This window comes from Symploca atlantica LB2515, from assembly GCF_052546295.1.
Window position 1 is genome coordinate 5,222,051 of record NZ_JBQWMT010000001.1, and the last position, 22,059, is coordinate 5,244,109.

The following is a 22,059-nucleotide window of genomic DNA, read 5'->3' on the forward strand; positions in this document are numbered from 1 at the left end:
GAAATCATGCTCAAGAAGAAGGGCAATCCACTTCCCCCGACACTTATAGTAAGACTGGGAAAGTTTGTCTGGACAACTCTGTGGCATCTCATGATGTCGAGACTCGCCCCCCGCAATCGCTCAGGAGAGTATATTCGTCCCACTAGCAATTTCAACAGCTTTATCGGAACCGAAGCAGCAAACCCCTACCAAGCCGCAGCAGGTCGCTACTCCCTCTACGTCGGTTTAGGGTGTCCTTGGGCACACCGAACCCTGGTTGTTCGCGCTCTCAAAGGTCTAGAAGAGGTAATATCGGTGTTCGTTGCCTCTCCTTCTACCAACGAAGGGATCTGGGTATTTAATTCTGAGCAGGAGGGCTGTCGTACACTACCTGAACTTTACCAACTGGCAGAATCTGGATATCAGGGGCGTTGCACAGTTCCTGTACTGTGGGACCAACAAACCAAGAAAATTGTCAACAACGAGAGTGCAGAGATTATCGTGATGCTCAACTCGGAATTCAACGAGTTTGCCCATCATCCAACATTAGATCTCTACCCAGAGGAGTTAAGGGAGAAAATTGATCAATGGAACGAAAAAATCTACCACTCAGTGAATAACGGAGTATATCGCTGTGGCTTTGCGCAAACTCAGGAAGCCTACAATCAAGCTTGTGAGGAACTATTTGCCGTACTCGATGAGATTGACGCAGCACTCTCAATCAATCGCTACCTCTGTGGAAACGGTGTAACGCTTGCGGACGTGCGCCTGTTCACTACGCTGTTTCGCTTCGATGTAGTTTACTACGGCTTGTTTAAGTGCAACCGCCGGAGAATTCAGGACTATAAACACCTTGGACTATACTTACGTGACCTCTATCAGCTTCCCGGAGTTGCTGGAACCTGTAGCCTAGAGGATGTTAAGAGGGACTACTACGGAAATCTCTTCCCCCTTAATCCAGGCGGCATAATTCCTTCTGGCCCTGATGTGACAAGCCTCCTGGAACCCCATGGGCGCGAAAGCATGAACAAGCAACTCAACTTGCAGGATTAGACACTTAAACTTAATCACTTGCAGCGTTTCTGGAACTAAGCAAGGACTAAGGTAATGCGCCGCTTAAGCAATATATTACTAGAAACCTAGATTGAATATATAAGGATGTGCCGCGCACAGATAAGCAACAAAAATGAACCCCATACTCATCAAAGCAACACAAACAAGGAGACACAATTGGTCTAAAGAAATCACATAACCTCCTCTTTCCTTATCTAGGTTATTGTGGTCTTGCTATTGGTTATCAAATTCTCTGTTATGGATGAGACAAGCCTATCAGATCTCGATAAGCTGCGATGGAGATGCTAATGCTTACCAGCCCTATCTCAAGTTCGGTAGCATGGTTTTCCTTAAACAAGATTAGGATTATGTTGGCTCGGTTAATAACTACTACCTTGGCTGTAGCCTTGCTCGGATTAATGCCGGGATGCTCAGTTTCCCCGAATACTAACACCGAGGCAAGTTCATCGGCACCATCAACAGTCAGAGAATCTCCTACTTCTCCAGAAACTGCTCAAGCTTCATCTTCAGCAGAGATACTTTCTGTTTCAGCCACGGGTTCGCCAGGGAACTACACCTTTGCTGTTACTGTAAATAGTCCCGACACTGGCTGCGATAGATACGCTGATTGGTGGGAAGTCCTTAGCGAACAAGGAGAGTTACTTTATCGCCGAGTGCTACTGCATAGTCATGCTAGCGAACAGCCTTTTACACGCTCTGGTAGTCCAGTAGCTATCCAGCCAACTCAGGTAATAATTGTGCGGGCACATCTACACCCTAACGGCTATGGTACTCAGGCTCAGCGCGGTACAGTGGCACAGGGGTTTAACCCAGTAACTTTGCCCAAGGAATTTGCGGCCGAGGTGGAGAAACAAAACCCACAGCCTCCTGCTTGCAACTTTTAAATTGCTTACTGACTGCTACTAGCCAACTCTTTCTCAGCATCTGGTAAGGGTGGACGTAGACACAAGTATAATAGCGGCCCCAACAAAGGCAGCAGCACCACCACCCAAAACCAAGGAGAATCTTTCAATTCCCGACGGGTCAGATCATCTCCCAGTAGTGCTGGAAATAAGAGGCACAACAGGCAAAAATCTAAGCTCATGACGTGAATAAAGCGACTAGTTTGCCACTGCTCAATAAAACTGCCCCAATCACCTTTGATTAAGCCAAAGCTCAAGAGAATTAGAGTCCCCACTGTCAAGGCAATGCCAAGCCAACGGGAATCCCAAATCTTGAGGAAGATATCTTTAGAGCCAGTAAAATCCTGATTAGGCTGGCGTAGTGCTAAATAGGGTAATAAGGCAAAGGCTCCCATACCAAAAGAGGCTATGGCAAAAGGCCATGCTAGAATTTTTTGCTCCTTACCATCGATAAAGACTAAGCAGCTATAAATCAGTGGCCAGATGCCCATGATATTGAACAGGGCAATAATTAAGGGGTTGATACCTTGCCACTTGCCGGTAGAAAGATTAGTAATTAGTTCTACTGTGTCTGGTTGATCGGGAGGTGCTAAGAGAAACGCATAGGCAATGAAGCCAATCCAAAGTAAGCCAAATCCAATTTTTCTATTCATCAAGAAGTCCACAAAGCAGCAGAATATACCCTCTTATGTTGTTTGACTTAAGGCACCAGTTAGATAATTAGCAGCTGCTTCAACTAAAGCGATCGCATTTTCGTAAATCATCCGGGTGGGGCCAATAACGCCTACACTACCAACTGGTACTTCGTCCTGTTGGTAGTTAGCATAAACTAGAGCACAACTACGCATTGGTTCTAAGAGATTTTCTGAGCCAATCTTCACAGAAACTCGACTTTGCCAATCAAGCCCTTCCGGTAACTCAAAAATTACTGACCATAGCTGGTCCTGTTCCCTTTCCAAAAGGTGCAGCAGCATCTGGACTTGCTGTAACTCCGAAAACTCCGGTTGACGCAACACTTCTGAAACACCGCTAATCATGATTGGTGTAGATATTGGTGCTTTAGTGCGACGGGTTAAGTCGGTGAGTAAAGTTCTCAAAAAATCAGCATACTGGGCAAATTCTCGATCTAGCTCACTCCAATCAAGGGTAGCGATTTCATTGAGGGCTTGCCCTCGTAACTTACTATTCAAAAAGTTAGATAAAATCTGTAACTCCCGCTCTACAATCGAGCTATCAAGAGGTTCCTCTGTTGCTGACGGGGGCATTCCCATGACCATAGATTGTGTCTGATAAGCATCCGTCACCACAATTAACATTACTTGCCTTGACTCTAGCTGCACTAACTGCAAATGCCTTAAGCGGGTGCTGCAAGTTTGTGGCATAGTAATCAGGGCAATATAGCCACTGACAGTAGAGAGAATGCGCGCTGCATCCCTGAGGATCGCATCAAAACTCGAATTTTCCGAGTTCAATTTGTCTGTGAGGAAATGCTCTACTTGGCGTCCTAGTTCGTCTGCGGGGGTAATTAGCTGGTCAACATAAATTCGGTAACCAGAATCAGAGGGTACTCTGCCTGCGGAGGTGTGGGGCTGGTACAATAGCCCTGATTTTTCCAGAACCCCCATACAAGCACGAATTGTGGCAGGGCTAACACTAAGGTCATACTCCGTAGCCAGCGCTTTAGAACCCACTGGTTCTGCCGTCGCAATATAATGACGGATGGTTGCCCAAAGAACCTGTTGTTGCCGGTTAGTCAAACTCATTTGCATAGATAATATTTAGCTGAACCTAATCAGGTTTTCAATAGATGCAAATGATTGTTTAGATGAGAATTCCACAGTAAACTGCTGATCTTGTAGACTGGTTTCTCTCTAAGGGTTGATACAGGTCATCGCGCTGTTAATGGCGTGGTAACCACTTCTAAACCTGCTTGGGGAGAAAACTTGCTTTGCTTTTCCATTACCAACTTAGTTGGTTGCCGACGCTGCTGTCCTAATCGGGCTTGGCTTTAAGATAACAAAATAAATTCACAGTCGGGGATGCTAGTGAACTGGGACTAGTATCGAGGAATACTTTCATCAACAAGCAGCGAGTAAGCATCAATGCCACCCACAATGTTTTTGACGTTAGTGAACCCCTGACTCATCAACCATTGGCACATCTGGGCTGAGCGCATGCCATGATGACATAACACCAGCGTTTCCGTCTCTGAATCAAAGCGAGTGGGGATTTGTTGCGACCATTGGGCAAATTCGCTCAATGGCAAAACCTCAAAGCCTTCAATGTGAGCGATCGCAATTTCCTGTGCTTCTCGCACATCGATCAGCTGAAGCCCATCGGCTGACTCGGCGATCCGTTCAGCTACTTGTTCAACGCTGATTTGGGGGATGGGTTGATTCCAATCTTGACTCGCCATCAGATTTAATTAAGTTTTTTCAAATAAAGACGCTAAATCAGATTTGATTAAGTTTATTTCAATAAGGATACTGCCAAAAGCCAACCACAACAGTATCAAAATAGATAAATTTTCTAGAAAACAGGGGCATGCTCACGCCTTTCCAGCAAGAGTGATCACAAGTTTTTGCATCTTGAGAGGATAAGTTTATCTGGTTGGTAAGGACGAATAGCTGAAATAATAGTAGGCGTAGAACTGATGATGATGTATCTCAATCAGCCTCAGACGCTGCCCTTAATTCACAATGAAGCTACGCTCGTTCTTTTATACTCTGGCAGCAAGTGCCACTGTACTAGTTTTAACTGCTGTCGGTGGCTTTTTCTGGTTAACCTCCCAAAGTCCGCTGAATTTACTGCAAGGCGGGGTTTTAGCCAAGCCAAGCGCTGCTATTTTTGTACCGAAGCAGACACCAGCTATGGTTTCATTGCTGGTCAATCCCGACAGTTTAGAGGCTTTTCGGCAACTAGTGGCACGTCCCACCAATCGCAGAAAATCGCGTATTGAATTAAACCAACTGGAAAATAGCCTGTTGGCAAATATTGATGTTGGTCTAGATTATCACACTGACATCGAACCTTGGCTTGGGGACGAAATCACCCTAGCTGTGACTTCTTTAGACTTTGACCGCAACCGACAAAATACCGCACAGCCTGGGTACTTACTAGCACTGACGACCAAAGATCCGCAGAGATCACGGGAGTTTCTGCAATTGTTCTACTCTGAAAAAGCGCTGGCTGGAACAACAGATTTAGTTTTTGAACAGTACAAAGGCGTTAACCTGATTTACAGACACCCCCGCAACCAGCTTGAGGTATCTGCCAGTACTAGTACTGATCAGCTACAAACACCCGAAACACTGACTAGTGCAGTAGTAGGCGATCGCTTTGTCTTGTTTGCCAATCACCCCAAAGTATTGCGCAATGCCATCAATAATGTTCAGGCAGTCAACCTCAACTTAGAGAATGACCCCGTTTACCAACAAACATTGCAAAGCCTCAGGGAACCTCGTATCGGTGTTGGCTTTGTTAATTTTCCCGCCTTGGCAGCGTGGATAGCTAATCAACCGATGCCAGTGCAAGATACTTTACAGAGTTCTGAAACTTTAGCCCTCGCTGTCTCGTTGAACCGTCAAGGTTTACTGGCTCAAACGGCTTCGGTTGGCACACAACTGAGCGATGAGAGCAGGAAAGCGGCTCTTTCGGAACCAGTGGATGCTTTGCAGTACATCCCCGCCAAGAGTGCGTTGGCGATCGCAGGTACTGATTTGAACCAATTCTGGAATCGACTCTCAACAGGTTTTGCTAGTGATAAAACTCTGAAACCGCTCTTAGAGCAATCCTTGGCTAGCTTGCAGTCAAGCTGGGGTATCAACCTACCAGAAGAGATATTTAGTTGGGTACAAGGAGAATATGCCCTTTCTCTGCTGCCAGGTGCCAATGCCAACTATCCTGACTGGATTTTTGCGGCACAAAAGACTGCTGGTACAACCACAGAAGAGGCAATTGAGCGCCTAGACACTGTTGCCAAACAACGAGGACTCAGTGTGGGTAATCTCTCCCTTAAAAACCAACAGATCACAGCCTGGACAAAACTGACAACTGCGGCTAGTACTGTCGTTGATCGCACAAGACGGACAAAAATAACTGCACCTGTAATGCAGTTAGAAGCACAAGTTCAGGGTGTCCACGCGGCTGTAGGGAATTACGAAATTTTTACTAGTTCCGTAGAGGCAATGGATCAAGCGCTTCAGGGACGCTCCAATTCTCTGCTCAAGAGTGACCAATTTCAAAATGCGATCGCTCTTTTGCCTCAACAAAATGATGGCTACCTGTATCTCGACTGGTCTAAGAGCAAAACTTTTCTCAAGCACCAATTACCAATTGTACAAGTAGCCCAACTACTAGCAAAACCTCTATCAGATCATTTACACTCACTCAGCATTAGTAGCTATGGTATCGACCAAGGTGTCCACCGCAGCCAATTGTTTATCAGGTTAAAAAATGGCAAAAAAGCCTAACCAGATTTTTAGTCTTCTAAACTACTAACCACTGCTATATTGGAGAATTCGAGGTAGGATTTCATGGAAGCCACAACCATACCCCGAGTAAAAGTTTGCTGCATTAGCAGTGTTCAGGAAGCAAAAATGGCGATTAGTTACGGGGCCTCGGCATTAGGCTTAGTCTCAGAAATGCCTAGTGGTCCAAGAGTAATTTCCGAAGGGTTAATCGCCCAGGTGGCAGCAAGAGTGCCGCCTGCGGTATCTTCTTTTTTGCTAACCAGTAAACCAGATACTTTAGAAATTGTTGCCCAGCAAAGGCGTTTGGGTGTAAACGCTATTCAGATTTGTGGGCAACTGCAATTGGGGACTTATGATGATTTGCGTCAGGCATTACCGGGAATTGCCCTGATCCAAGTGATTCAGGTTACAGGAAAAGAATCAATAGAAGAGGCTGTTGCTGTTGCTCCTTACGTTTCTGGGCTATTGCTGGATTCTGTTGTGGCTGTCCCTGAACTAGGTGATACAGGACAAGTACACGATTGGAAAATTAGCAAACTTATACGGGAATTAGTCGAAGTGCCAGTTTTCCTGGCAGGGGGACTTAATCCTGATAATATTACCGACGCTATTCAACAAGTACAACCTTTTGGTGTGGATGTTTGTAGTGGTGTTCGTACTAATGGCAAATTGGACGAGAAGAAGTTGTCCCAGTTTTTCAGTAAAGTTACAGCAAGTTTCTCTAGATCCTGAGTGGAAATTTTTCCTAGCTACACTCATTCTCCAAAACACCAAAAGAATGCCAGTAAGGCCACTAGTAACGTTAAGGAGGTCAGGGGCTTAAAATAATTGAGGATATCTACTGGCCATAACACCAAAGCTTCGGAAAAAAGCCAATTGGTAATAAACAGTAGTGTAATCAAAATAATTAGGGGCATGATCCATCGAAATTCCTAATTGGACCCAATCAGTATGTGTCAGCTAGCAGAGTGTCACCTTTTTTAGCATCTAACTGCCCAGGTTCGGTTAAGACAGGAGTATTAAGAGTCTCAAAGAGTTAGGACAGGAACAAGATTCTTACCTGTATTCCTGGCTCGACTAGTGGAACTAGAGAGACAAAGTAAACCTCTAGTCTTTTACTGGGAGCTTTTGGACTATGCTGCACTTATATAGTAAGTTTTTCTTCCTTCCGATGGTAGTGCTAAGCGCGACTGCCGCTGTATCCCAAACCTCAAACTTCGGTAAGGTCACCTTATCCCCAGGTTTTTCTCAGAGTGCAGGGCAACTTACTGGTCAAACAGGCGGTTCTTATTCTCTATCTTCAGTTGCTAATCTTGATCAAAAAGGTAGCGCCTGCATCGGTTTTGCCGACGAAACTCCTGATCATATTCTGGTACTAGACAAAGGCTTTCCCAGTTTGAAAGTACTAGTCAACAGTGGTGGCAAAGACACGACGCTAGTCCTCAGAGGACCCAATAACCAGACGATTCGCTGCGGGGATGATACGGGCCCTAGTAAAGATGCCAGCATCACCGACTTGAACTGGCCAGCAGGAGAATACCAAGTATGGGTAGGCTCTTTTGAACCTGGTCAAAAGTGGAATTACACCTTAACTGTGCAAGAGTAGTGAGTAAAGATAAGATAGTCTGTAAATTGTTACCATTTATCGGTGAAGTTACTTGTGCTATCCAAGCTTCTTGCTGACTTCCGCATCATTTTTGAGCGTGACCCAGCAGCCCGCAACTGGTTAGAAGTTTTATTCTGCTACCCTGGTCTGCAAGCCCTACTTTTTCATCGGCTTTGTCACTGGTTATATACGCTCGGAATTCCCTTGATTCCCAGGTTTCTTTCTCAACTCTCGCGCTTTTTGACAGGTATTGAAATTCATCCAGGAGCCACCATCGGTGAGGGTGTCTTCATTGACCACGGTATGGGTGTTGTTATTGGAGAGACTGCCATTGTCGGAGACTATGCCCTGATTTACCAAGGTGTAACCTTGGGTGGTACTGGCAAAGAAAGTGGCAAGCGGCATCCTACCCTAGGAGAAAACGTCGTTGTTGGCGCTGGCGCTAAAGTTTTAGGCAATATCCAAATTGGCAACAATGTCCGCATCGGGGCTGGTTCCGTGGTTTTGCGAGACGTTCCCTCTGATTGCACTGTTGTCGGTGTTCCGGGTCGTGTTGTTTATCGCTCTGGCGTTCGGGTGAGTCCACTCGAGCATGGTAGTCTGCCGGATTCAGAAGCGGCAGTGATTCGCGCTTTAGTAGACCGTATCGAGCTATTAGAGCAACAACTGCAAACTCTAACCAGCCAGCAGTCTTCAACAGCTTCCGTGATTCATTCAGTTTCTTCCGAACTTGAGGAGTTCGACTCTTTTGCTAAATTAGCTGAGAATTGCCGCCTCCGGGACAAAGAAATTCAGCAGTTTTTGGATGGTGCTGGTATTTAAAATTTAGGTAACCCTAACTTTTAAGTTGGCAATCTGCCCTACCTGCTCTAAGCCTGCTCAGCAAATGACCTCTCTTTAAGGATTTACGGCTTGTTTGAACCATTCACCAGAGATGTTTTGCTGGTAGAACCATCGATTTTGGGGTTCCCCCCGCAAAACTAGATGGTCAACCTGCGTCGGTTCTAGTAATAACAAACAAAAATTTGGTAATGGCTGGTCTTGTTCTGGAGGCAGTGCTGAAAAAGCCCCGTCTTTTTCAACTCTAGCTGTACCAGGCTCAGGCCAGGTAAATTGTAAACGAGAAGAGTCGGAAAGAGCTTGCCAAGTATCCAGACGGGCTTGTCTGAGCTTTTCGTCAGGGTACTCCTGATTGACAAGAGTTAGCTGACCAGACAGACGGAATTGTTCGCGAGTTTTAGGAAGATACCAGCAAGCTTCTCCCCAGGATTGGTGCTGAATTTGGTCAATTTTTTGGCTACGAGCGTCAGTAATAATTTTCAGTTTGTTGGTATCTTCTAAGAACCCCCGAAAGACAACGGTGCGGTTAGCAGGATGTCCGTCATCTCGCACCGTTGCTAGTTGGAAGTAACGGGAAAACATCAAGCTGCGGTTTTTGTCAAGAGCGCGAGATAAGGGCGATCGCCAAGGAGCAAGAGACATTGGTTTAGTAAATTGCAACGTTAGACTTCCCATTATTCAGCCTGGTCAAGAGACACGCTAGGATCCCAGAATAACCATTCCTAGATACATCACTAGCACAAAGCAGCATAAGGAGATACCAAGGATGTTCCTCACTGAACTCACGCCCCTATTGAAAGAATTGACCCAGCAGCCGACGGCTTTCTTGGGAGGATTTTTCTCTGGAGTGTTTCGACTCGATCTTGCAGACGATCCTGTTAAAAGTTGGCTTGATCAACAAGCTGGTTCTACCAGCTATGGAGGCACGACTAGTGGGTCTGAAAATGGCAAAACTGACGGTCCTCAATCAATTTCGATTGAATAAGACCAAACTTTATTGATTTAATCCGTCGGGGGTCTGCGGTTAACCGGTAGACCCAAAAAGGTTTTTGTCCAGTCTAGGCATGTAAGATAGATAACCCCTGATAGGGTGATCTGTAGGCTATGATAAAAGGGTATTGAAAAGTTCAGTTCTAACCTAGGTTAAATTTCTTAGTTACGTAACCACTTCGGTGGTCACTCAAGCCGAGAAATTTGCCACTGGTCAAACAGACAAGAAATTGAGCAACTTGCTTCTTTGACTACAGTCTGTAGATCTGATCTACCGGAGGTTAAAATTTTGGTTTTGTAGCCTTCTCCGCGGCTACCTAGCCCATCGAATTTCCCGTCGGTCAATCAGATAAGACTTTAGATCACGAATTGAGCAACTTGCATCTCTAGCTCTCGTCTGCGGCTCTGAACTTTAAGTTCCTAGTTCAGCCTTATTGATCGACATGACCATTTACGTCGGAAACCTCTCTTACCAAGCCACTGAAGATGACCTGAGAACAGTATTTTCAGATTACGGCGCTGTGAAGCGAGTCGTCTTACCCACAGATCGAGAAACGGGTCGGATGCGCGGGTTTGCCTTTGTTGAAATGACAGAAGATGCTCAAGAAGAATCGGCTATTTCAGAGTTGGATGGTGCTGAATGGATGGGACGTCAACTCAGAGTCAATAAAGCAAGACCGAGAGAAGATAATCGTCGCGCCGTAAGACAAGATAATCGTTTCTAGAGCAAGGATTACTCAACAAAATTCGTCAGTGTTTCGTTTCTTAGCAGGCAGAAACAATAGACATTGAATTTTTTAGTTGTTTGTTTGTGATGATTGAGGAGGACAAACCGCCAAAATCATAGAGACTAACTGTGGTTGTTGATAACTAGATTAAGAACTCTGGCGTTGCGTAATTACGGGATGATTTGGGCTGTTCAGGGATTCCTTTCCCCATTGTTCCCCTTATCCTCTATTAATCCCTTAATTAGCCAACGCCAGAACTCTTACGGTTCTTCTGGGGTAGGCAGATAATCTGTCCCAGTTGTACAGAAGATGTCTTCTGCGTTGTAGAGATTACGCGGTGCTAATCCCCCTAAAGTGGTACATTCAGGCTCCTTAGAGATATACCTAATTTAGTTCACTTTTCAGAAAAATCAGCAGCGCCAAGAGTTATTCATCATCGCTGAATTGAAAATTTTTGCCTCTGTAAACACCTCAATCAGCCTCCTCATTGAGTAAGGTGTATCATCTGTGAATGATTATTATCTGAAGGGTTAAAGCCCCGTTAAAAAGTGATTAGCTCTAGGATAAGCTTGTCATATTATTTTAATTTTAATACTTTTTAAAAGTAGCTTATTTTCCAATAATAAAAGTAATGAAACCAGGACAAATATTTGAGTAATTCCAACGGTTGCTTTGTTTTAAGGATAAGTTCCCCGTCTAGTCTGACGAGACGCCAGAGAAATTGCATCATTAAAATATTATGTAATCCTCGATTTCTATAGTTCTTCTAAAGTTTAGAAGGCTAGTAGGAAATGCCTCCCTAAGATAGAAAGTAAAGAATGTTGAGCATTCGGCAGGTTGAGGCAGTCTTTCAAAGTAGCTGTCTCCCCAGCCAAGTAAATGACTTGTAGGGAGGAAGCGAGTATGACGGATGTAGGTCAACCTTTGGCTCAGGAACACACCCTTGATCGTGATTGCACAACGCTATCTCGTCACGTTCTAGAGCAACTGCGCAGTTTTTCAGCGGAAGCGCAAGATCTAAGTGCGATCATGAATCGCATTGCCCTGGCAGCCAAATTGATTTCTCGACGCTTAAGTCGTGCCGGTTTGGTGGAAGGAGCTTTAGGATTTACGGGTAATGTCAATGTGCAGGGAGAATCCGTCAAGAAGATGGATCTCTATGCCAACGACGTCTTTATCTCGGTGTTTAAGCAAAGCGGTTTGATCTGTCGCTTGGCATCCGAGGAAATGGAAAAACCTTACTATATCCCGGAAAATTGTCCGATTGGACGTTACACGCTGCTCTATGACCCAATTGATGGCTCCTCTAATATAGACGTTAACCTGAACATCGGCTCAATTTTTGCGATTCGCAAGCAAGAAGGAGACGACATTGAGGGGGATGCTCGTGATTTGCTACAAGATGGACATAGACAAATCGCGGCCGGTTATATTCTCTACGGTCCGAGTACGATGCTGATTTACTCTATCGGGACCGGCGTTCATGCTTTTGTGCTAGATCCCAGCCTAGGTGAGTTTATTCTTGCTAATGAAAATATTCAGGTGCCAAACCACGGACCAGTTTATAGCACCAATGAAGGTAACTTTTGGCAGTGGGAAGAATCAATTAGAGATTATATTCGCTATGTCCATCGACATGAAGGATATACAGCCCGCTATAGTGGCGCTTTAGTCGGAGATTTTCACAGAATTTTGTTTCAGGGTGGTGTCTTTCTCTACCCCGGTACGGTTAAGAAACCGGAAGGTAAATTACGTCTTCTTTATGAATCTGCACCCCTGGCTTTTTTGATGGAGCAAGCTGGCGGCAAAGCAAGTACAGGAACTGAAAGCATTTTGGACGTTGTGCCAGATGCTATCCACACTCGAACACCGTTGATTATCGGTAGTAAAGAAGATGTTGCCCTTGTAGAGTCATTTATTCAGGAAAGAGCAAGAACATAAGACAGAACCCTTACTGGTAGTTTCTCACACTCATCGAGCATTGATGCAAGTAACTAGTTCTCAATTATCAGTAACCATGATCTTCTAAACCACTAAAACTCCATTGCTCAAAAATCGCCAGCACTGGTTAGGAGCTAATTAATGATAGCGACAGCGAAGAATCCCCTATTTCAGATTGAACAAAATTACAGTCAGAGTATCTGGGTGGATAATCTGAGCCTTACTATTATTGAGTCTGGCAAACTTAACCAGTGGCTTTCAGAGCAAGGTATTGCTGGCATTACCTCCAACCCTAGCATCTTTGAGAAGGCGATTGCTGACAACAAGATGTACGATACTGATCTCGATTTTGGTATCTGCGACAACAAATTAGTTTTAGATATTTACAAATACCTTGTCTTTCAAGATATTGGCAATAATAGCGATATCTTTAAGCCTGTTTATGAGGTAGCTAATGGCCTTAATGGTTACGTTATTATTGAAGTACCACCGACCATAGCAAATGATACAGAAAGCACGATCAAGGAAGCCATACGGTATTACCAGGCAATTGATTGGGAAAAGGTAATGATGAAAAGTCCAGGCACTACCGAAAGATTACCGACGGTAGAGCAAGTTATCAGTGAAGGCATTAAGGTTAATGTGACCTTTAAAGCCTACATTGACCATTTTTTTCCCGACAATCGCATCAAGAAAGATGTTGAACCAGGTGATAACCAGCCAGCAAGTTTCAGCCAAAACAGCATCAACATCAATCTTGATAACGTTACGGACGAACTTCTAAAAGAGGTAATTGATAAATTTGTTCAGTTCCTTAAGTCCTTAATGTCATCTTTAGAAACCAAAGCTAAACCATTAGCTGCGGTGTAAATTATGTAGAAAAGTGAAGGTTTGAAAAATGTTTTGAACCTTCAACCTTCCACATTCAAAACTACAAACTTTAACCTTTCAAAACTTCAACTTTATTGCTATGGTGACTCTACTCGAAAATCCTCTGCGGGTTGGACTACAACAAGAACGGACTCCAGAACCATTAATTCTGGTAATCTTTGGTGCATCTGGAGACCTTACCCAACGCAAGCTAGTACCAGCAATTTATCAGCTCAAACAAGAAAGACGCCTGCCACCAGAAATCACAATTGTTGGCGTAGCACGTCGAGATTGGAGCCACGAATACTTCCGGGAAAAGATGCGCGAAGGCATTGAGGAATTTTCCACCGGTATTGGTGCCGAGGAATTTTGGAATGACTTTGCTCAAGGATTGTACTATTGTTCTGGCGATATTGATAAACCAGAAAGCTATCAGAAGCTGAAAGCTTTCCTTGGGGAACTTGACGGTAGACGGGGGACACGCGGCAACCGTGTATTCTACCTGTCAGTTGCTCCCAAATTCTTCCCAGAGGCAATCAAACAGCTAGGTGGAGCTGGAATGCTGGCAGATTCAGTAAAGCACCGCCTGGTAATTGAAAAACCTTTTGGGACAGATTTAAGTTCAGCGCAAACCCTCAACCGAGTGGTGCAAAAAGTTTGCAAAGAAGAGCAAATTTATCGGATTGACCACTATCTGGGCAAAGAAACCGTTCAGAATCTCTTAGTTTTCCGCTTTGCCAACGCCATCTTTGAGCCCCTGTGGAACCGCCAATTTGTTGACCACGTTCAGATTACAGTGGCAGAAACAGTGGGAGTCGAAGACAGAGCTGGTTACTACAATAGCTCTGGTGCTCTGCGGGATATGGTACAAAACCATTTGATGCAGCTATTCTGTCTGACAGCAATGGAAGCACCCAACGCCCTAGACGCCGACAGTATTCGGACAGAAAAAGTCAAAGTAATTCAAGCCACTCACCTGGCAGATATCAATAATCTAGAAAATTCTGCGATTCGGGGTCAGTACAGTGCTGGTTGGATGAAAGGCAAGCCAGTAGCAGGATATCGGGAAGAGCCAGGAGTTAACCCCGATTCCACTACGCCAACCTACGTAGCAATGAAGCTCTCAATCGATAATTGGCGCTGGCAGGGAGTTCCTTTCTACCTACGTACTGGAAAACGGCTGCCGAAGAAGGTGAGCGAGATTTCCATTCAGTTTCGTGAAGTCCCGTTATTGATTTTTCAATCAGCCGCACAGCAAACCAGCCCTAACGTACTTACATTACGCTTGCAACCGAACGAAGGAATTTCGCTGCGTTTTGAAGCGAAAATGCCTGGCCCTGATTTGCGTACGCGTACAGTGGATATGGACTTTAGCTACGGCTCTTCTTTTGGCATGGCAGCAGCAGATGCATACAATCGACTGTTGCTTGACTGTATGCTGGGCGACCAAACTCTATTTACTCGTGCTGACGAAGTGGAAGAAGCTTGGCGAGTGGTGACTCCGGCCCTGGCAGCTTGGGAAGCACCTACTGATCCCGCCTCAATTCCCCAATACGAAGCCGGAACTTGGGAGCCAAAAGAGGCAGAATTTTTGCTCAATCGTGATGGACGCCGTTGGCGCAGACCGTAAATTAACTTTCCCGAAAGTTGAAGGTTGGTTTAGAACAAAATAGAAAAAACCTGCTACCTTCAACTCAAACTAATCCTTAACTTTTCAATCAACCAAAAGGCCCTAACTGATATGGCTACACAATCTCCCCCGGTTGTTTCGATACAACCACCAAAAGATGTTTCATTGAGTGAAATAGAGGCAGAACTTCGTCAAATTTGGCAAAGTTACGGTGCTACTGGTGAGAACGGCGATATTCCCTCTGCCGTCAGGGCGACTACTTTTACTCTGGTGATCTATGAACCAGAAGAAACCCAGCTAATGTTAGCAGCACTGGGGTATTATTCCGGGCCGATTGACGGGATTGCCGGGCCGCGCATGTTCTCAGCCGTCAAGGCTGTTCAGAAAGCCTACGGACTGCCGAGGACAGGTAGAGCAGACGAGTACACTAAGCAAAAGCTGCGCGAAGATTACAATACAAAATTCCACAATGGAAAATCCACTAGTCCAGAAGGTACTGAGGCGCGCACTTATTGGGCAGATATAGAAGGATCTGGGATTGCCGATGCGATCGCGGCTTCTAACCCTTGTCGTATTATTGCCCTGTGTCCGACAACTGGGGAAGATCAAGGCGTTACTGTTCAGGTATCCGCCTCTTGCCCAATTCAAAAACAAAGTCAGAGTACACTAGTCTGCTGCGAATATATCACTATCAGCGGCACAGCCAGCGCTCTGGAAAGGATCGGTGGCTTGATTTCCGAACTGATGATTGGTGAGCTACCCAAGTTTCTCTGGTGGAAAGGGACGCCTGAACCTAGCTATGGTTTGTTTCAGCGACTCGCAGATCTGAGCAATAGCCTAATTATCGACTCTAGTGCCTTCCGTGATAGCGAGGGAGATTTCTTGCGGATCCATAGCTTGATGAGCCAAGGAACTCCAATTGCTGACCTCAACTGGCGACGGCTAGCACCCTGGCAAGAGCTGACTGCTGAAGCTTTCGACCCACCAGAACGTCGTGCGGCTATCAAAGAAGTTGACAAAGTGACCATCGATTACGAGAAAGGTAATCCAGCTCAAGCACTGATGTTTCTGGGTTGGCTGGCTTCTCGACTCAAGTGGCGTCCTGTCTCTTATCAGAAAGAGGGCGGTGATTACGATATTATACGGGTTCAATTTACCTCTGCAGAGCAACGCCCCATAGAAGCGGAGTTAGCAGGTATTCCCGTAGCTGATGCGGGAGAAATTGCTGGCGACTTAATCAGCCTGCGTTTGAGTTCTACCAATCTGGGGGCAGACTGCTGTACAGTATTGTGCTCGGAAACAACAGGTTGTATGCGCATGGAAGCTGGAGGCGGTGCTCAATCTTGCCGCATTCAGCAAGTGTCACCCATGTTTGACCAAAAGACTGAGTTATTGCTCAGTAAGCAATTGCAACGCTGGGGCCGCGAGATTCTTTATGAAGAAAGCATGGCGGTTACCGAGCAGATTCTCAAGTTAAAGGTTAAGGCGTAAAAGTTAAAGGTTATAACTAACTGGCAAACATTTAACCTGTTAATCTATAACCTAAAACCTGAATAATGGCTTTAATCATCGCTGGTGAACGCAGTGGGGTAGGCAAGACGACAGTCACGCTTGCCCTACTGTCTTTTTTATGCCGACAACAGCAGCGCGTTCAATCCTTCAAAGTCGGCCCAGATTACATCGATCCGATGTTTCATCAACGGGTAACAGAGCGTCCTGGCCGGAATTTAGACCCGGTGCTAACTTCTGAAAGGTATGTCCAGGAATGCTTTAATCAGCATCTTCGGGGGGTAGATTACGCCCTCGTAGAAGGAGTGATGGGCTTATTTGACGGGGCTTCTGGGCAAGGTGATTGGGCAAGTACAGCTCATCTAGCACGGCTGTTACAACTACCAGTACTCTTGGTAATCGATTGTTCTCGTTTATCTAGATCAGTAGCCGCGATCGCTCATGGCTATCGTTCCTTTGACCCCAGGATTAAACTAGCTGGCGTAGTACTCAATCGGGTAGGAAGCGATCGCCATCTAGAACTGCTTAAAAACGCCCTAGAACCTTTACAACTGCCTATATTGGGAGTGCTGCGACGTCAGGACAAGATCACAATTCCTGCTCGGCATCTTGGTTTAGTCCCTACAGCAGAAATTAATCAACTGGATACCTTGATCGACAGACTTGCTCAATTGGGAAAAGACTGCTTTAACTGGGAAATTCTTGAGCAACACTTGAAAGTTGGCAAATTGAAGGCAGAAAGTTCAGCGTCTCAGCTGCAACCCTCCAAACCTGAAACCCCAATTCGAGTTGCAATAGCACGCGATCGCGCTTTTAGTTTCTACTACCAAGATAATCTGGATATCTTGCAACAACTGGGCGCGCAGTTAGTACCTTGGAGTCCGCTTACTGATGCTGCTTTGCCTACGGGTGTCCAGGGACTTTACTTTGGAGGCGGTTTTCCAGAAGTTTTTGCTCAACAACTGGCAGCAAATACTAGCGCTCGTGAGGCGGTACGCAGGGCTATTTTGACAGGAATACCTGCTTATGCTGAGTGTGGTGGTTTAATGTATTTGTCTGAGCAGATTAGGGATTTTGAGGAACACTCTTGGTCGATGGTAGGAGTTTTACCAACAACTACTCTAATGGGGAAGCGTCTTACCTTGGGATATCGACAAGCTACAACCATGCAAGATAGTCCCCTGCTACCAGTTGCTGCTAAAGTTTGGGGTCATGAATTTCACCGTTCTGAGCAAACAGCAATAGCTGAGAAACCTTTGTTTGAAATACGAGGGTATGACGGAGGTAAGGTAGCCATGGAAGGTTGGAAAATGTATCGGTTGCATGCATCCTACGTTCATCTGCATTGGGGTGAATCTCCAGAGATTCCGGCACGGTTTTTGACACTTTGTCGGCAATTTGGATCATAAAACTATCCTCGCAATTCCTGTTAATCTACATCGTGGGCAAAGCGGTTGTAGAGGAAATCAAGGGCATGGTTCCGCAGCCTGTAATATTCGGGATCTTCCATAATCTGAGCGCGATCGCGCGGACGTGGGAAGTGAATTTTCATGATCTCACCGATAGTAGCGGCTGGGCCATTGGTCATCATCACCAACTTATCCGCTAAGAACAAGGCTTCATCAATATCGTGGGTAATCATCAATACCGTACAACGGTTCTCATTCCAAATTTTCAGCAGTTCTTCCTGTAACTCTTCTTTAGTAATGGCATCCAACGCCCCAAAAGGTTCATCTAAAATCAGAACTTCCGGACGAATTGCCAAAGCACGGGCAATGGAAACTCGCTGCTTCATCCCCCCAGAAATCTGGGTTGGCTTTTTATCGATTGCTTCTGATAGCCCCACTAGCGCCAGATGGTCTCGCACAATCGCTCTTTTCTCAGCAACTGGCTTCGTTGGGTAAACACAGTCAACCGCCAGGTAAACATTATCAAACACCGTCAGCCAAGGCAACAGGGCGTAGTTTTGGAATACCACCATGCGATCAGGGCCAGGCTGGGTAATGCGCTTTGATCGCAGCAGCACTTTCCCCTGAGTGGGGGTGTTGAAACCTGAAACCATGTTTAGCAGTGTCGATTTGCCACAGCCAGAGTGACCGATAAGGCAAATAAATTCGCCCGCTTGTACCGTTAAGTTAACCTCTTTAAGAACAGTGTAAGAACCGTTTCGAGTTGGATAGATTTTAGAGACATTCTCAATCGTCAGGAATGGTTCGTGCTGTTGGCGCTTAGTGGCAATGTCTACTAGTTGTTGGCTGGTGTGGGAAAAGGTATTAGTATGGTTAAACATTGGCTGAGTTGTATTCGTAAATGGGCTAGGTGAGTTGATTAAAAGGGAACAGAGTTCGCGTAGTTTTGCCTTAGGCTACCGGTAACAGAGAGAGGTAATAGGTAATAGGTTTTGGGTCAATGTGTACAGACTCAACATGTCACATCTTTACTCACCGGATGATTCAAAAAAAAGGCAGAGTATTATTACTTATTACTTGTTACTTATTACTTATTACTTGTCCGTAGATAGTTTTTTATCTTGGTCATTAGTCCCTTGTCCAATAACCTAAGCCGCTACCGTAGGACGCGAATCGAGAACGACATCTGCGATGCTGAAATCGCGTTTAATCTCCAGATTATTGAGATAACCAATGGGGTCATCGGCTTTAAAAACGGTGCCATCAAACAACTCAATCGAGCCGCTGGTGTATTTCACATCCAGTACACCCAGTTCTCGCGCCGCAGTGCTAAACACACTAACTCGACACGCCCGTTCCAGGATTTCCACCCAATTTCTAGGGAAAGGAGTATGACCCCAACGCGCTAACTGAACCATATGCCAAAGCTGTTCCGTCCGACTAGGGCGATTGACACCACCACCAAAGAACAGATGATGAACTGAACCGCGTCCAGGTTGATCTAATTTATAGACAACCTCGTTCGGGTTGCCTAGCTGAATATAATCGACATTAGTACTGACATACTCTCGCTGAGCCACTATCTGACGCACTTCTTCTTCGTTAGCCGGGTCAGCACAATATTGCGCAGCATCGAGCAACGCTTTGACCAGGGCAATGTGGGTGTTGGGATAAGCGTTAGCCCAGTCTTCGCGGACGCCGAGTACTTTTCCGGGGTGTCCCGGCCAAATTTCTAAATCTGTGGCGACAGTAAAGCCAACCCCTTCTATCGCCGCCCTGGTATTCCAGGGTTCCCCCACACAGAAACCGTCAATAGTTCCCGCTTGCAGATCGACAAGCATCTGAGCCGGAGGTATGCTCTTGAGTGACACATCCAGATCAGGGTCAATGCCACCAGCAGCTAACCAGTAACGCAGCAGTAGGTTATGCATTGAGGAGGGATGCACTAATCCCATCCTGTGCTTTTGCTCCGGGGTACGGTGTAGCATCTCTTTGAAATCGGCTAGGCTATTTACCTCTTGGTTATAAAATCGCCTATCTAGAGTGATGCCATTGCCGTTGCGAGTCATCGTCATAGCACTGACGACAGGCACCGGCCGGTTTTCATGTCCTCCTAAGGTTAACCACAGAGGCATTCCCGAGGGCATCTGGGCAGCATCTAAATATCCGCCGATCATGCCATCGACAATGCCGCGCCAACTAGTTTCGCGCACAAGAGTCACTTCGTCTAAGCCATGTTTGACGAAAAAGCCTTTTTCTTTGGCGATCACGAGGGGAGTACAAGCGGTTAGGGGGACGAAGCCAATTTGCAGGTTAACTTTTTCTAAGCCATGACGGGCAATTGCGGTGGTTTTCTTTGCCCGCATCTTCTTGAGGCGTTTTTGCTGATTGAGGAAGTAGATCATCTCAGAACGTAGGCTGTAATAACTCGGATGTTCCACCACCTGCATCCGTTTGCGAGGTCGGGGAATATCTACCTCCAAAATTCCCCCAATCTTTGATCCGGGCCCATTAGTGAGCATGACAATGCGGTCAGATAAGAGCACTGCTTCATCCACATCGTGGGTAACCATGACCGCACTAAGTTTATTTTCTTCACAGATTTTCATCAATTGCTCTTGCAGGTTCCCCCGTGTCAGCGCATCCAATGCCCCAAAGGGTTCATCAAGCAGCAGCAATTTGGGACGAATGGCTAAAGCACGCGCAATGGATACTCGCTGTTTCTGTCCACCTGATAACCGAGAGGGCTGTTTGTCCGCATGAGGGCGCAACCCGACTAAATCAATGTGATGCTCAATAATGGCTTTGCGTTCTGCTTTAGGCAAACCTGCGAGAACTTCATCCACTGCTAAGGCAATGTTTTGGCGCACTGTCAGCCAAGGCAGCAGAGAGTAGTTCTGAAATACTACCATTCGCTCTGGACCAGGTTGCTTGATTCGCTGTCCTTCTAGGGTCACCAATCCTTCGGTTGGCAAATCTAGACCGGCAATCATATTTAACAGGGTAGATTTACCACAACCAGAGTGACCGATTAAGGAGACAAATTCTCCTTTTTTAATCTGGAGGTCAATTCCTTTGAGGGCAACATATTCGCCACCACCAGTTGTGGAAAAGACTTTTTCAATGTTGTTAACTGCAACAAAAACAGACATGGTAGTTAGTGATTAGTGAGGGGTGAGTAGTAATTGATAATTGGCAATTGGGGATAGGGAATGAGTAGCAATTTCCTCTGCCCATGACCTATTTGCTATTGCTATTCCTCTGGTAAAATTAGTTTTTGCAAGTAGACCATTGCTCGGTCTAGTACCAAACCTACGAGTCCGATATAGAAAACAGCTAAGATAATCTCGCTGACATAGTTCTGTTGATAGGCATCCCAGATGAAAAAGCCGATACCTACAATTCCTGACATCACAATTTCTGCTGCAATAATCGCTAGCCATGCTAAGCCAATCGCAATCCTAAGTCCCGTAAAAATGTAGGGAAGTGCGGATGGGATGAGAATATTGAAGAAGTACTTTTTGCGGGAAATCTGCAAAACTTTGGCAACGTTGTTGTAATCTTGGGGAATTTGCCTAACGCCTTCTGCCGTATTGATTAAGATGGGCCAAACTGAGGTAATAAAAATTACGAAAATAGCCGCAGGTTGGTTTTGTTGCAGGGCGACCAGAGCAATAGGAACCCAGGCTAAAGGTGCGACCATGCGCAAAAATTGGAAAATGGGATCTAAAGCTTTGTTAATCAGTGGTTGCGTCCCCACTAAGACACCTACGCTAATGCCGATAATCGCCGCTAAGGTATAACCTTGAGCTACTCGCCCCAGACTCGCTAAGGTTTGCCAAAACAGCCCTTTGTCTAAGCCGCCTCGGTCATAAAAGGGATACAGAAGTAAAATTCTCGTCCGTTGATTAGTCCAGACACTCACCGGTCCTGGAAGTCTGGTTAATCCAGAACTAGAGAATAGTTGCCATACTATTAGAAAAGCCAAAATTCCGATGAGAGGAGGAATAATATTAGGTGCTTGTTTTTTCCAGTAAGCGCTGATTTTTTTAGGTGAAATAGCGCCTGCATTGCTACTTTCTGTGCTAGCAGTCATTTTTATTCCTACT

The 22,059-nt window shown here is 45.6% G+C and carries 20 protein-coding genes; 13 read left to right on the forward strand and 7 right to left on the reverse strand.

Annotation, left to right across the window (positions count from 1 at the left end):
* Positions 1–6 precede the first annotated feature (6 nt).
* Together ACT7WV_RS21715 and ACT7WV_RS21720 are read left to right on the forward strand one after the other, a co-directional pair.
* Complete coding sequence (locus tag ACT7WV_RS21715) at positions 7–1,032, forward strand: glutathione S-transferase family protein (RefSeq protein ID WP_445104877.1); 1,026 nt, start codon at positions 7–9, stop codon at positions 1,030–1,032.
* Positions 1,033–1,340: 308 nt separating this feature from the next.
* Positions 1,341–1,937, forward strand: coding sequence for a hypothetical protein (locus tag ACT7WV_RS21720; RefSeq protein WP_445104878.1), 597 nt, complete (start codon positions 1,341–1,343; stop codon positions 1,935–1,937).
* Between the two features lie 5 nt (positions 1,938–1,942).
* Here the strand turns inward: ACT7WV_RS21720 and ACT7WV_RS21725 are convergent, their stop codons facing one another.
* The 3 genes from ACT7WV_RS21725 to ACT7WV_RS21735 form a co-directional block, all read right to left on the reverse strand.
* Positions 1,943–2,608, reverse strand: a complete 666-nt coding sequence (locus ACT7WV_RS21725; protein WP_445104879.1) for a DUF2834 domain-containing protein — start codon at positions 2,606–2,608, stop codon at positions 1,943–1,945.
* A 33-nt stretch (positions 2,609–2,641) separates the two neighbouring features.
* Positions 2,642–3,724 carry a heat-inducible transcriptional repressor HrcA gene (gene hrcA / locus ACT7WV_RS21730; protein ID WP_445104880.1) on the reverse strand — a complete coding sequence of 361 codons (1,083 nt, stop codon included), beginning with the start codon at positions 3,722–3,724 and terminating at the stop codon, positions 2,642–2,644.
* 287 nt (positions 3,725–4,011) lie between these two features.
* Complete coding sequence (locus ACT7WV_RS21735; protein ID WP_445104881.1) at positions 4,012–4,371, reverse strand: rhodanese-like domain-containing protein; 360 nt, start codon at positions 4,369–4,371, stop codon at positions 4,012–4,014.
* 283 nt (positions 4,372–4,654) lie between these two features.
* Here ACT7WV_RS21735 and ACT7WV_RS21740 point away from each other — a divergent pair, with 283 nt between their 5' ends.
* From ACT7WV_RS21740 to cysE, 4 genes are all read left to right on the forward strand, one after another.
* Positions 4,655–6,427 carry a DUF3352 domain-containing protein gene (locus tag ACT7WV_RS21740; protein WP_445104882.1) on the forward strand — a complete coding sequence of 591 codons (1,773 nt, stop codon included), beginning with the start codon at positions 4,655–4,657 and terminating at the stop codon, positions 6,425–6,427.
* A 63-nt stretch (positions 6,428–6,490) separates the two neighbouring features.
* The gene (locus ACT7WV_RS21745; RefSeq protein ID WP_445104883.1) at positions 6,491–7,159 is read left to right on the forward strand and encodes a phosphoribosylanthranilate isomerase; all 669 of its coding nucleotides are present in this window, start codon (positions 6,491–6,493) and stop codon (positions 7,157–7,159) included.
* Positions 7,160–7,562: 403 nt separating this feature from the next.
* The gene (locus tag ACT7WV_RS21750; protein ID WP_445104884.1) at positions 7,563–8,033 is read left to right on the forward strand and encodes a hypothetical protein; all 471 of its coding nucleotides are present in this window, start codon (positions 7,563–7,565) and stop codon (positions 8,031–8,033) included.
* Positions 8,034–8,087: 54 nt separating this feature from the next.
* On the forward strand, positions 8,088–8,855 hold the full coding sequence (gene cysE, locus ACT7WV_RS21755) for a serine O-acetyltransferase (protein WP_445104885.1): 768 nt from the start codon (positions 8,088–8,090) through the stop codon (positions 8,853–8,855).
* Positions 8,856–8,930: 75 nt separating this feature from the next.
* Here cysE and ACT7WV_RS21760 read toward each other — a convergent pair whose 3' ends face one another.
* Positions 8,931–9,515: an Npun_F5749 family FMN-dependent PPOX-type flavoprotein gene (locus ACT7WV_RS21760; protein WP_445105712.1), complete on the reverse strand. Its 585-nt coding sequence runs from the start codon at positions 9,513–9,515 to the stop codon at positions 8,931–8,933.
* Positions 9,516–9,639: 124 nt separating this feature from the next.
* On the opposite strand from ACT7WV_RS21760, the gene ACT7WV_RS21765 reads away from it, so the two are divergent.
* From ACT7WV_RS21765 to ACT7WV_RS21795, 7 genes are all read left to right on the forward strand, one after another.
* Positions 9,640–9,858, forward strand: a complete 219-nt coding sequence (locus ACT7WV_RS21765) for a hypothetical protein (protein WP_445104886.1) — start codon at positions 9,640–9,642, stop codon at positions 9,856–9,858.
* A gap of 448 nt (positions 9,859–10,306) precedes the next feature.
* The gene (locus ACT7WV_RS21770) at positions 10,307–10,588 is read left to right on the forward strand and encodes an RNA recognition motif domain-containing protein (RefSeq protein ID WP_445104887.1); all 282 of its coding nucleotides are present in this window, start codon (positions 10,307–10,309) and stop codon (positions 10,586–10,588) included.
* 906 nt (positions 10,589–11,494) lie between these two features.
* Positions 11,495–12,532: a class 1 fructose-bisphosphatase gene (gene fbp / locus ACT7WV_RS21775; protein ID WP_445104888.1), complete on the forward strand. Its 1,038-nt coding sequence runs from the start codon at positions 11,495–11,497 to the stop codon at positions 12,530–12,532.
* Between the two features lie 141 nt (positions 12,533–12,673).
* Entirely contained in the window at positions 12,674–13,402 is a 729-nt protein-coding gene (locus tag ACT7WV_RS21780) for a transaldolase family protein (RefSeq protein WP_445104889.1), read from the forward strand.
* Positions 13,403–13,502: 100 nt separating this feature from the next.
* A complete protein-coding gene (zwf, locus tag ACT7WV_RS21785) occupies positions 13,503–15,032 on the forward strand; it encodes a glucose-6-phosphate dehydrogenase (protein WP_445104890.1) in 1,530 nt (509 codons plus the stop codon).
* A 111-nt stretch (positions 15,033–15,143) separates the two neighbouring features.
* On the forward strand, positions 15,144–16,523 hold the full coding sequence (gene opcA / locus ACT7WV_RS21790; protein ID WP_445104891.1) for a glucose-6-phosphate dehydrogenase assembly protein OpcA: 1,380 nt from the start codon (positions 15,144–15,146) through the stop codon (positions 16,521–16,523).
* A gap of 65 nt (positions 16,524–16,588) precedes the next feature.
* Entirely contained in the window at positions 16,589–17,950 is a 1,362-nt protein-coding gene (locus ACT7WV_RS21795) for a cobyrinate a,c-diamide synthase (protein WP_445104892.1), read from the forward strand.
* Between the two features lie 20 nt (positions 17,951–17,970).
* Here ACT7WV_RS21795 and ACT7WV_RS21800 read toward each other — a convergent pair whose 3' ends face one another.
* From ACT7WV_RS21800 to ntrB, 3 genes are all read right to left on the reverse strand, one after another.
* Positions 17,971–18,831, reverse strand: coding sequence for a nitrate ABC transporter ATP-binding protein (locus tag ACT7WV_RS21800; protein WP_445104893.1), 861 nt, complete (start codon positions 18,829–18,831; stop codon positions 17,971–17,973).
* A gap of 267 nt (positions 18,832–19,098) precedes the next feature.
* Positions 19,099–21,102 carry an ABC transporter ATP-binding/substrate-binding protein gene (locus ACT7WV_RS21805; RefSeq protein ID WP_445104894.1) on the reverse strand — a complete coding sequence of 668 codons (2,004 nt, stop codon included), beginning with the start codon at positions 21,100–21,102 and terminating at the stop codon, positions 19,099–19,101.
* A gap of 101 nt (positions 21,103–21,203) precedes the next feature.
* Entirely contained in the window at positions 21,204–22,046 is an 843-nt protein-coding gene (ntrB, locus tag ACT7WV_RS21810) for a nitrate ABC transporter permease (RefSeq protein ID WP_445104895.1), read from the reverse strand.
* Positions 22,047–22,059: the final 13 nt, after the last annotated feature.

Bases quoted from the DNA above. Each gene is read 5' to 3' on its own strand.
- ACT7WV_RS21715 (WP_445104877.1), top strand. From the start codon at position 7: ATGCTCAAGAAGAAGGGCAATCCACTTCCCCCGACACTTATAGTAAGA.
- ACT7WV_RS21720 (WP_445104878.1), top strand. From the start codon at position 1,341: ATGCTTACCAGCCCTATCTCAAGTTCGGTAGCATGGTTTTCCTTAAAC.
- ACT7WV_RS21725 (WP_445104879.1), bottom strand. From the start codon at position 2,608: ATGAATAGAAAAATTGGATTTGGCTTACTTTGGATTGGCTTCATTGCC.
- hrcA (WP_445104880.1), bottom strand. From the start codon at position 3,724: ATGCAAATGAGTTTGACTAACCGGCAACAACAGGTTCTTTGGGCAACC.
- ACT7WV_RS21735 (WP_445104881.1), bottom strand. From the start codon at position 4,371: ATGGCGAGTCAAGATTGGAATCAACCCATCCCCCAAATCAGCGTTGAA.
- ACT7WV_RS21740 (WP_445104882.1), top strand. From the start codon at position 4,655: ATGAAGCTACGCTCGTTCTTTTATACTCTGGCAGCAAGTGCCACTGTA.
- ACT7WV_RS21745 (WP_445104883.1), top strand. From the start codon at position 6,491: ATGGAAGCCACAACCATACCCCGAGTAAAAGTTTGCTGCATTAGCAGT.
- ACT7WV_RS21750 (WP_445104884.1), top strand. From the start codon at position 7,563: ATGCTGCACTTATATAGTAAGTTTTTCTTCCTTCCGATGGTAGTGCTA.
- ACT7WV_RS21760 (WP_445105712.1), bottom strand. From the start codon at position 9,515: ATGTCTCTTGCTCCTTGGCGATCGCCCTTATCTCGCGCTCTTGACAAA.
- ACT7WV_RS21765 (WP_445104886.1), top strand. From the start codon at position 9,640: ATGTTCCTCACTGAACTCACGCCCCTATTGAAAGAATTGACCCAGCAG.
- ACT7WV_RS21770 (WP_445104887.1), top strand. From the start codon at position 10,307: ATGACCATTTACGTCGGAAACCTCTCTTACCAAGCCACTGAAGATGAC.
- fbp (WP_445104888.1), top strand. From the start codon at position 11,495: ATGACGGATGTAGGTCAACCTTTGGCTCAGGAACACACCCTTGATCGT.
- ACT7WV_RS21780 (WP_445104889.1), top strand. From the start codon at position 12,674: ATGATAGCGACAGCGAAGAATCCCCTATTTCAGATTGAACAAAATTAC.
- zwf (WP_445104890.1), top strand. From the start codon at position 13,503: ATGGTGACTCTACTCGAAAATCCTCTGCGGGTTGGACTACAACAAGAA.
- opcA (WP_445104891.1), top strand. From the start codon at position 15,144: ATGGCTACACAATCTCCCCCGGTTGTTTCGATACAACCACCAAAAGAT.
- ACT7WV_RS21795 (WP_445104892.1), top strand. From the start codon at position 16,589: ATGGCTTTAATCATCGCTGGTGAACGCAGTGGGGTAGGCAAGACGACA.
- ACT7WV_RS21800 (WP_445104893.1), bottom strand. From the start codon at position 18,831: ATGTTTAACCATACTAATACCTTTTCCCACACCAGCCAACAACTAGTA.
- ACT7WV_RS21805 (WP_445104894.1), bottom strand. From the start codon at position 21,102: ATGTCTGTTTTTGTTGCAGTTAACAACATTGAAAAAGTCTTTTCCACA.
- ntrB (WP_445104895.1), bottom strand. From the start codon at position 22,046: ATGACTGCTAGCACAGAAAGTAGCAATGCAGGCGCTATTTCACCTAAA.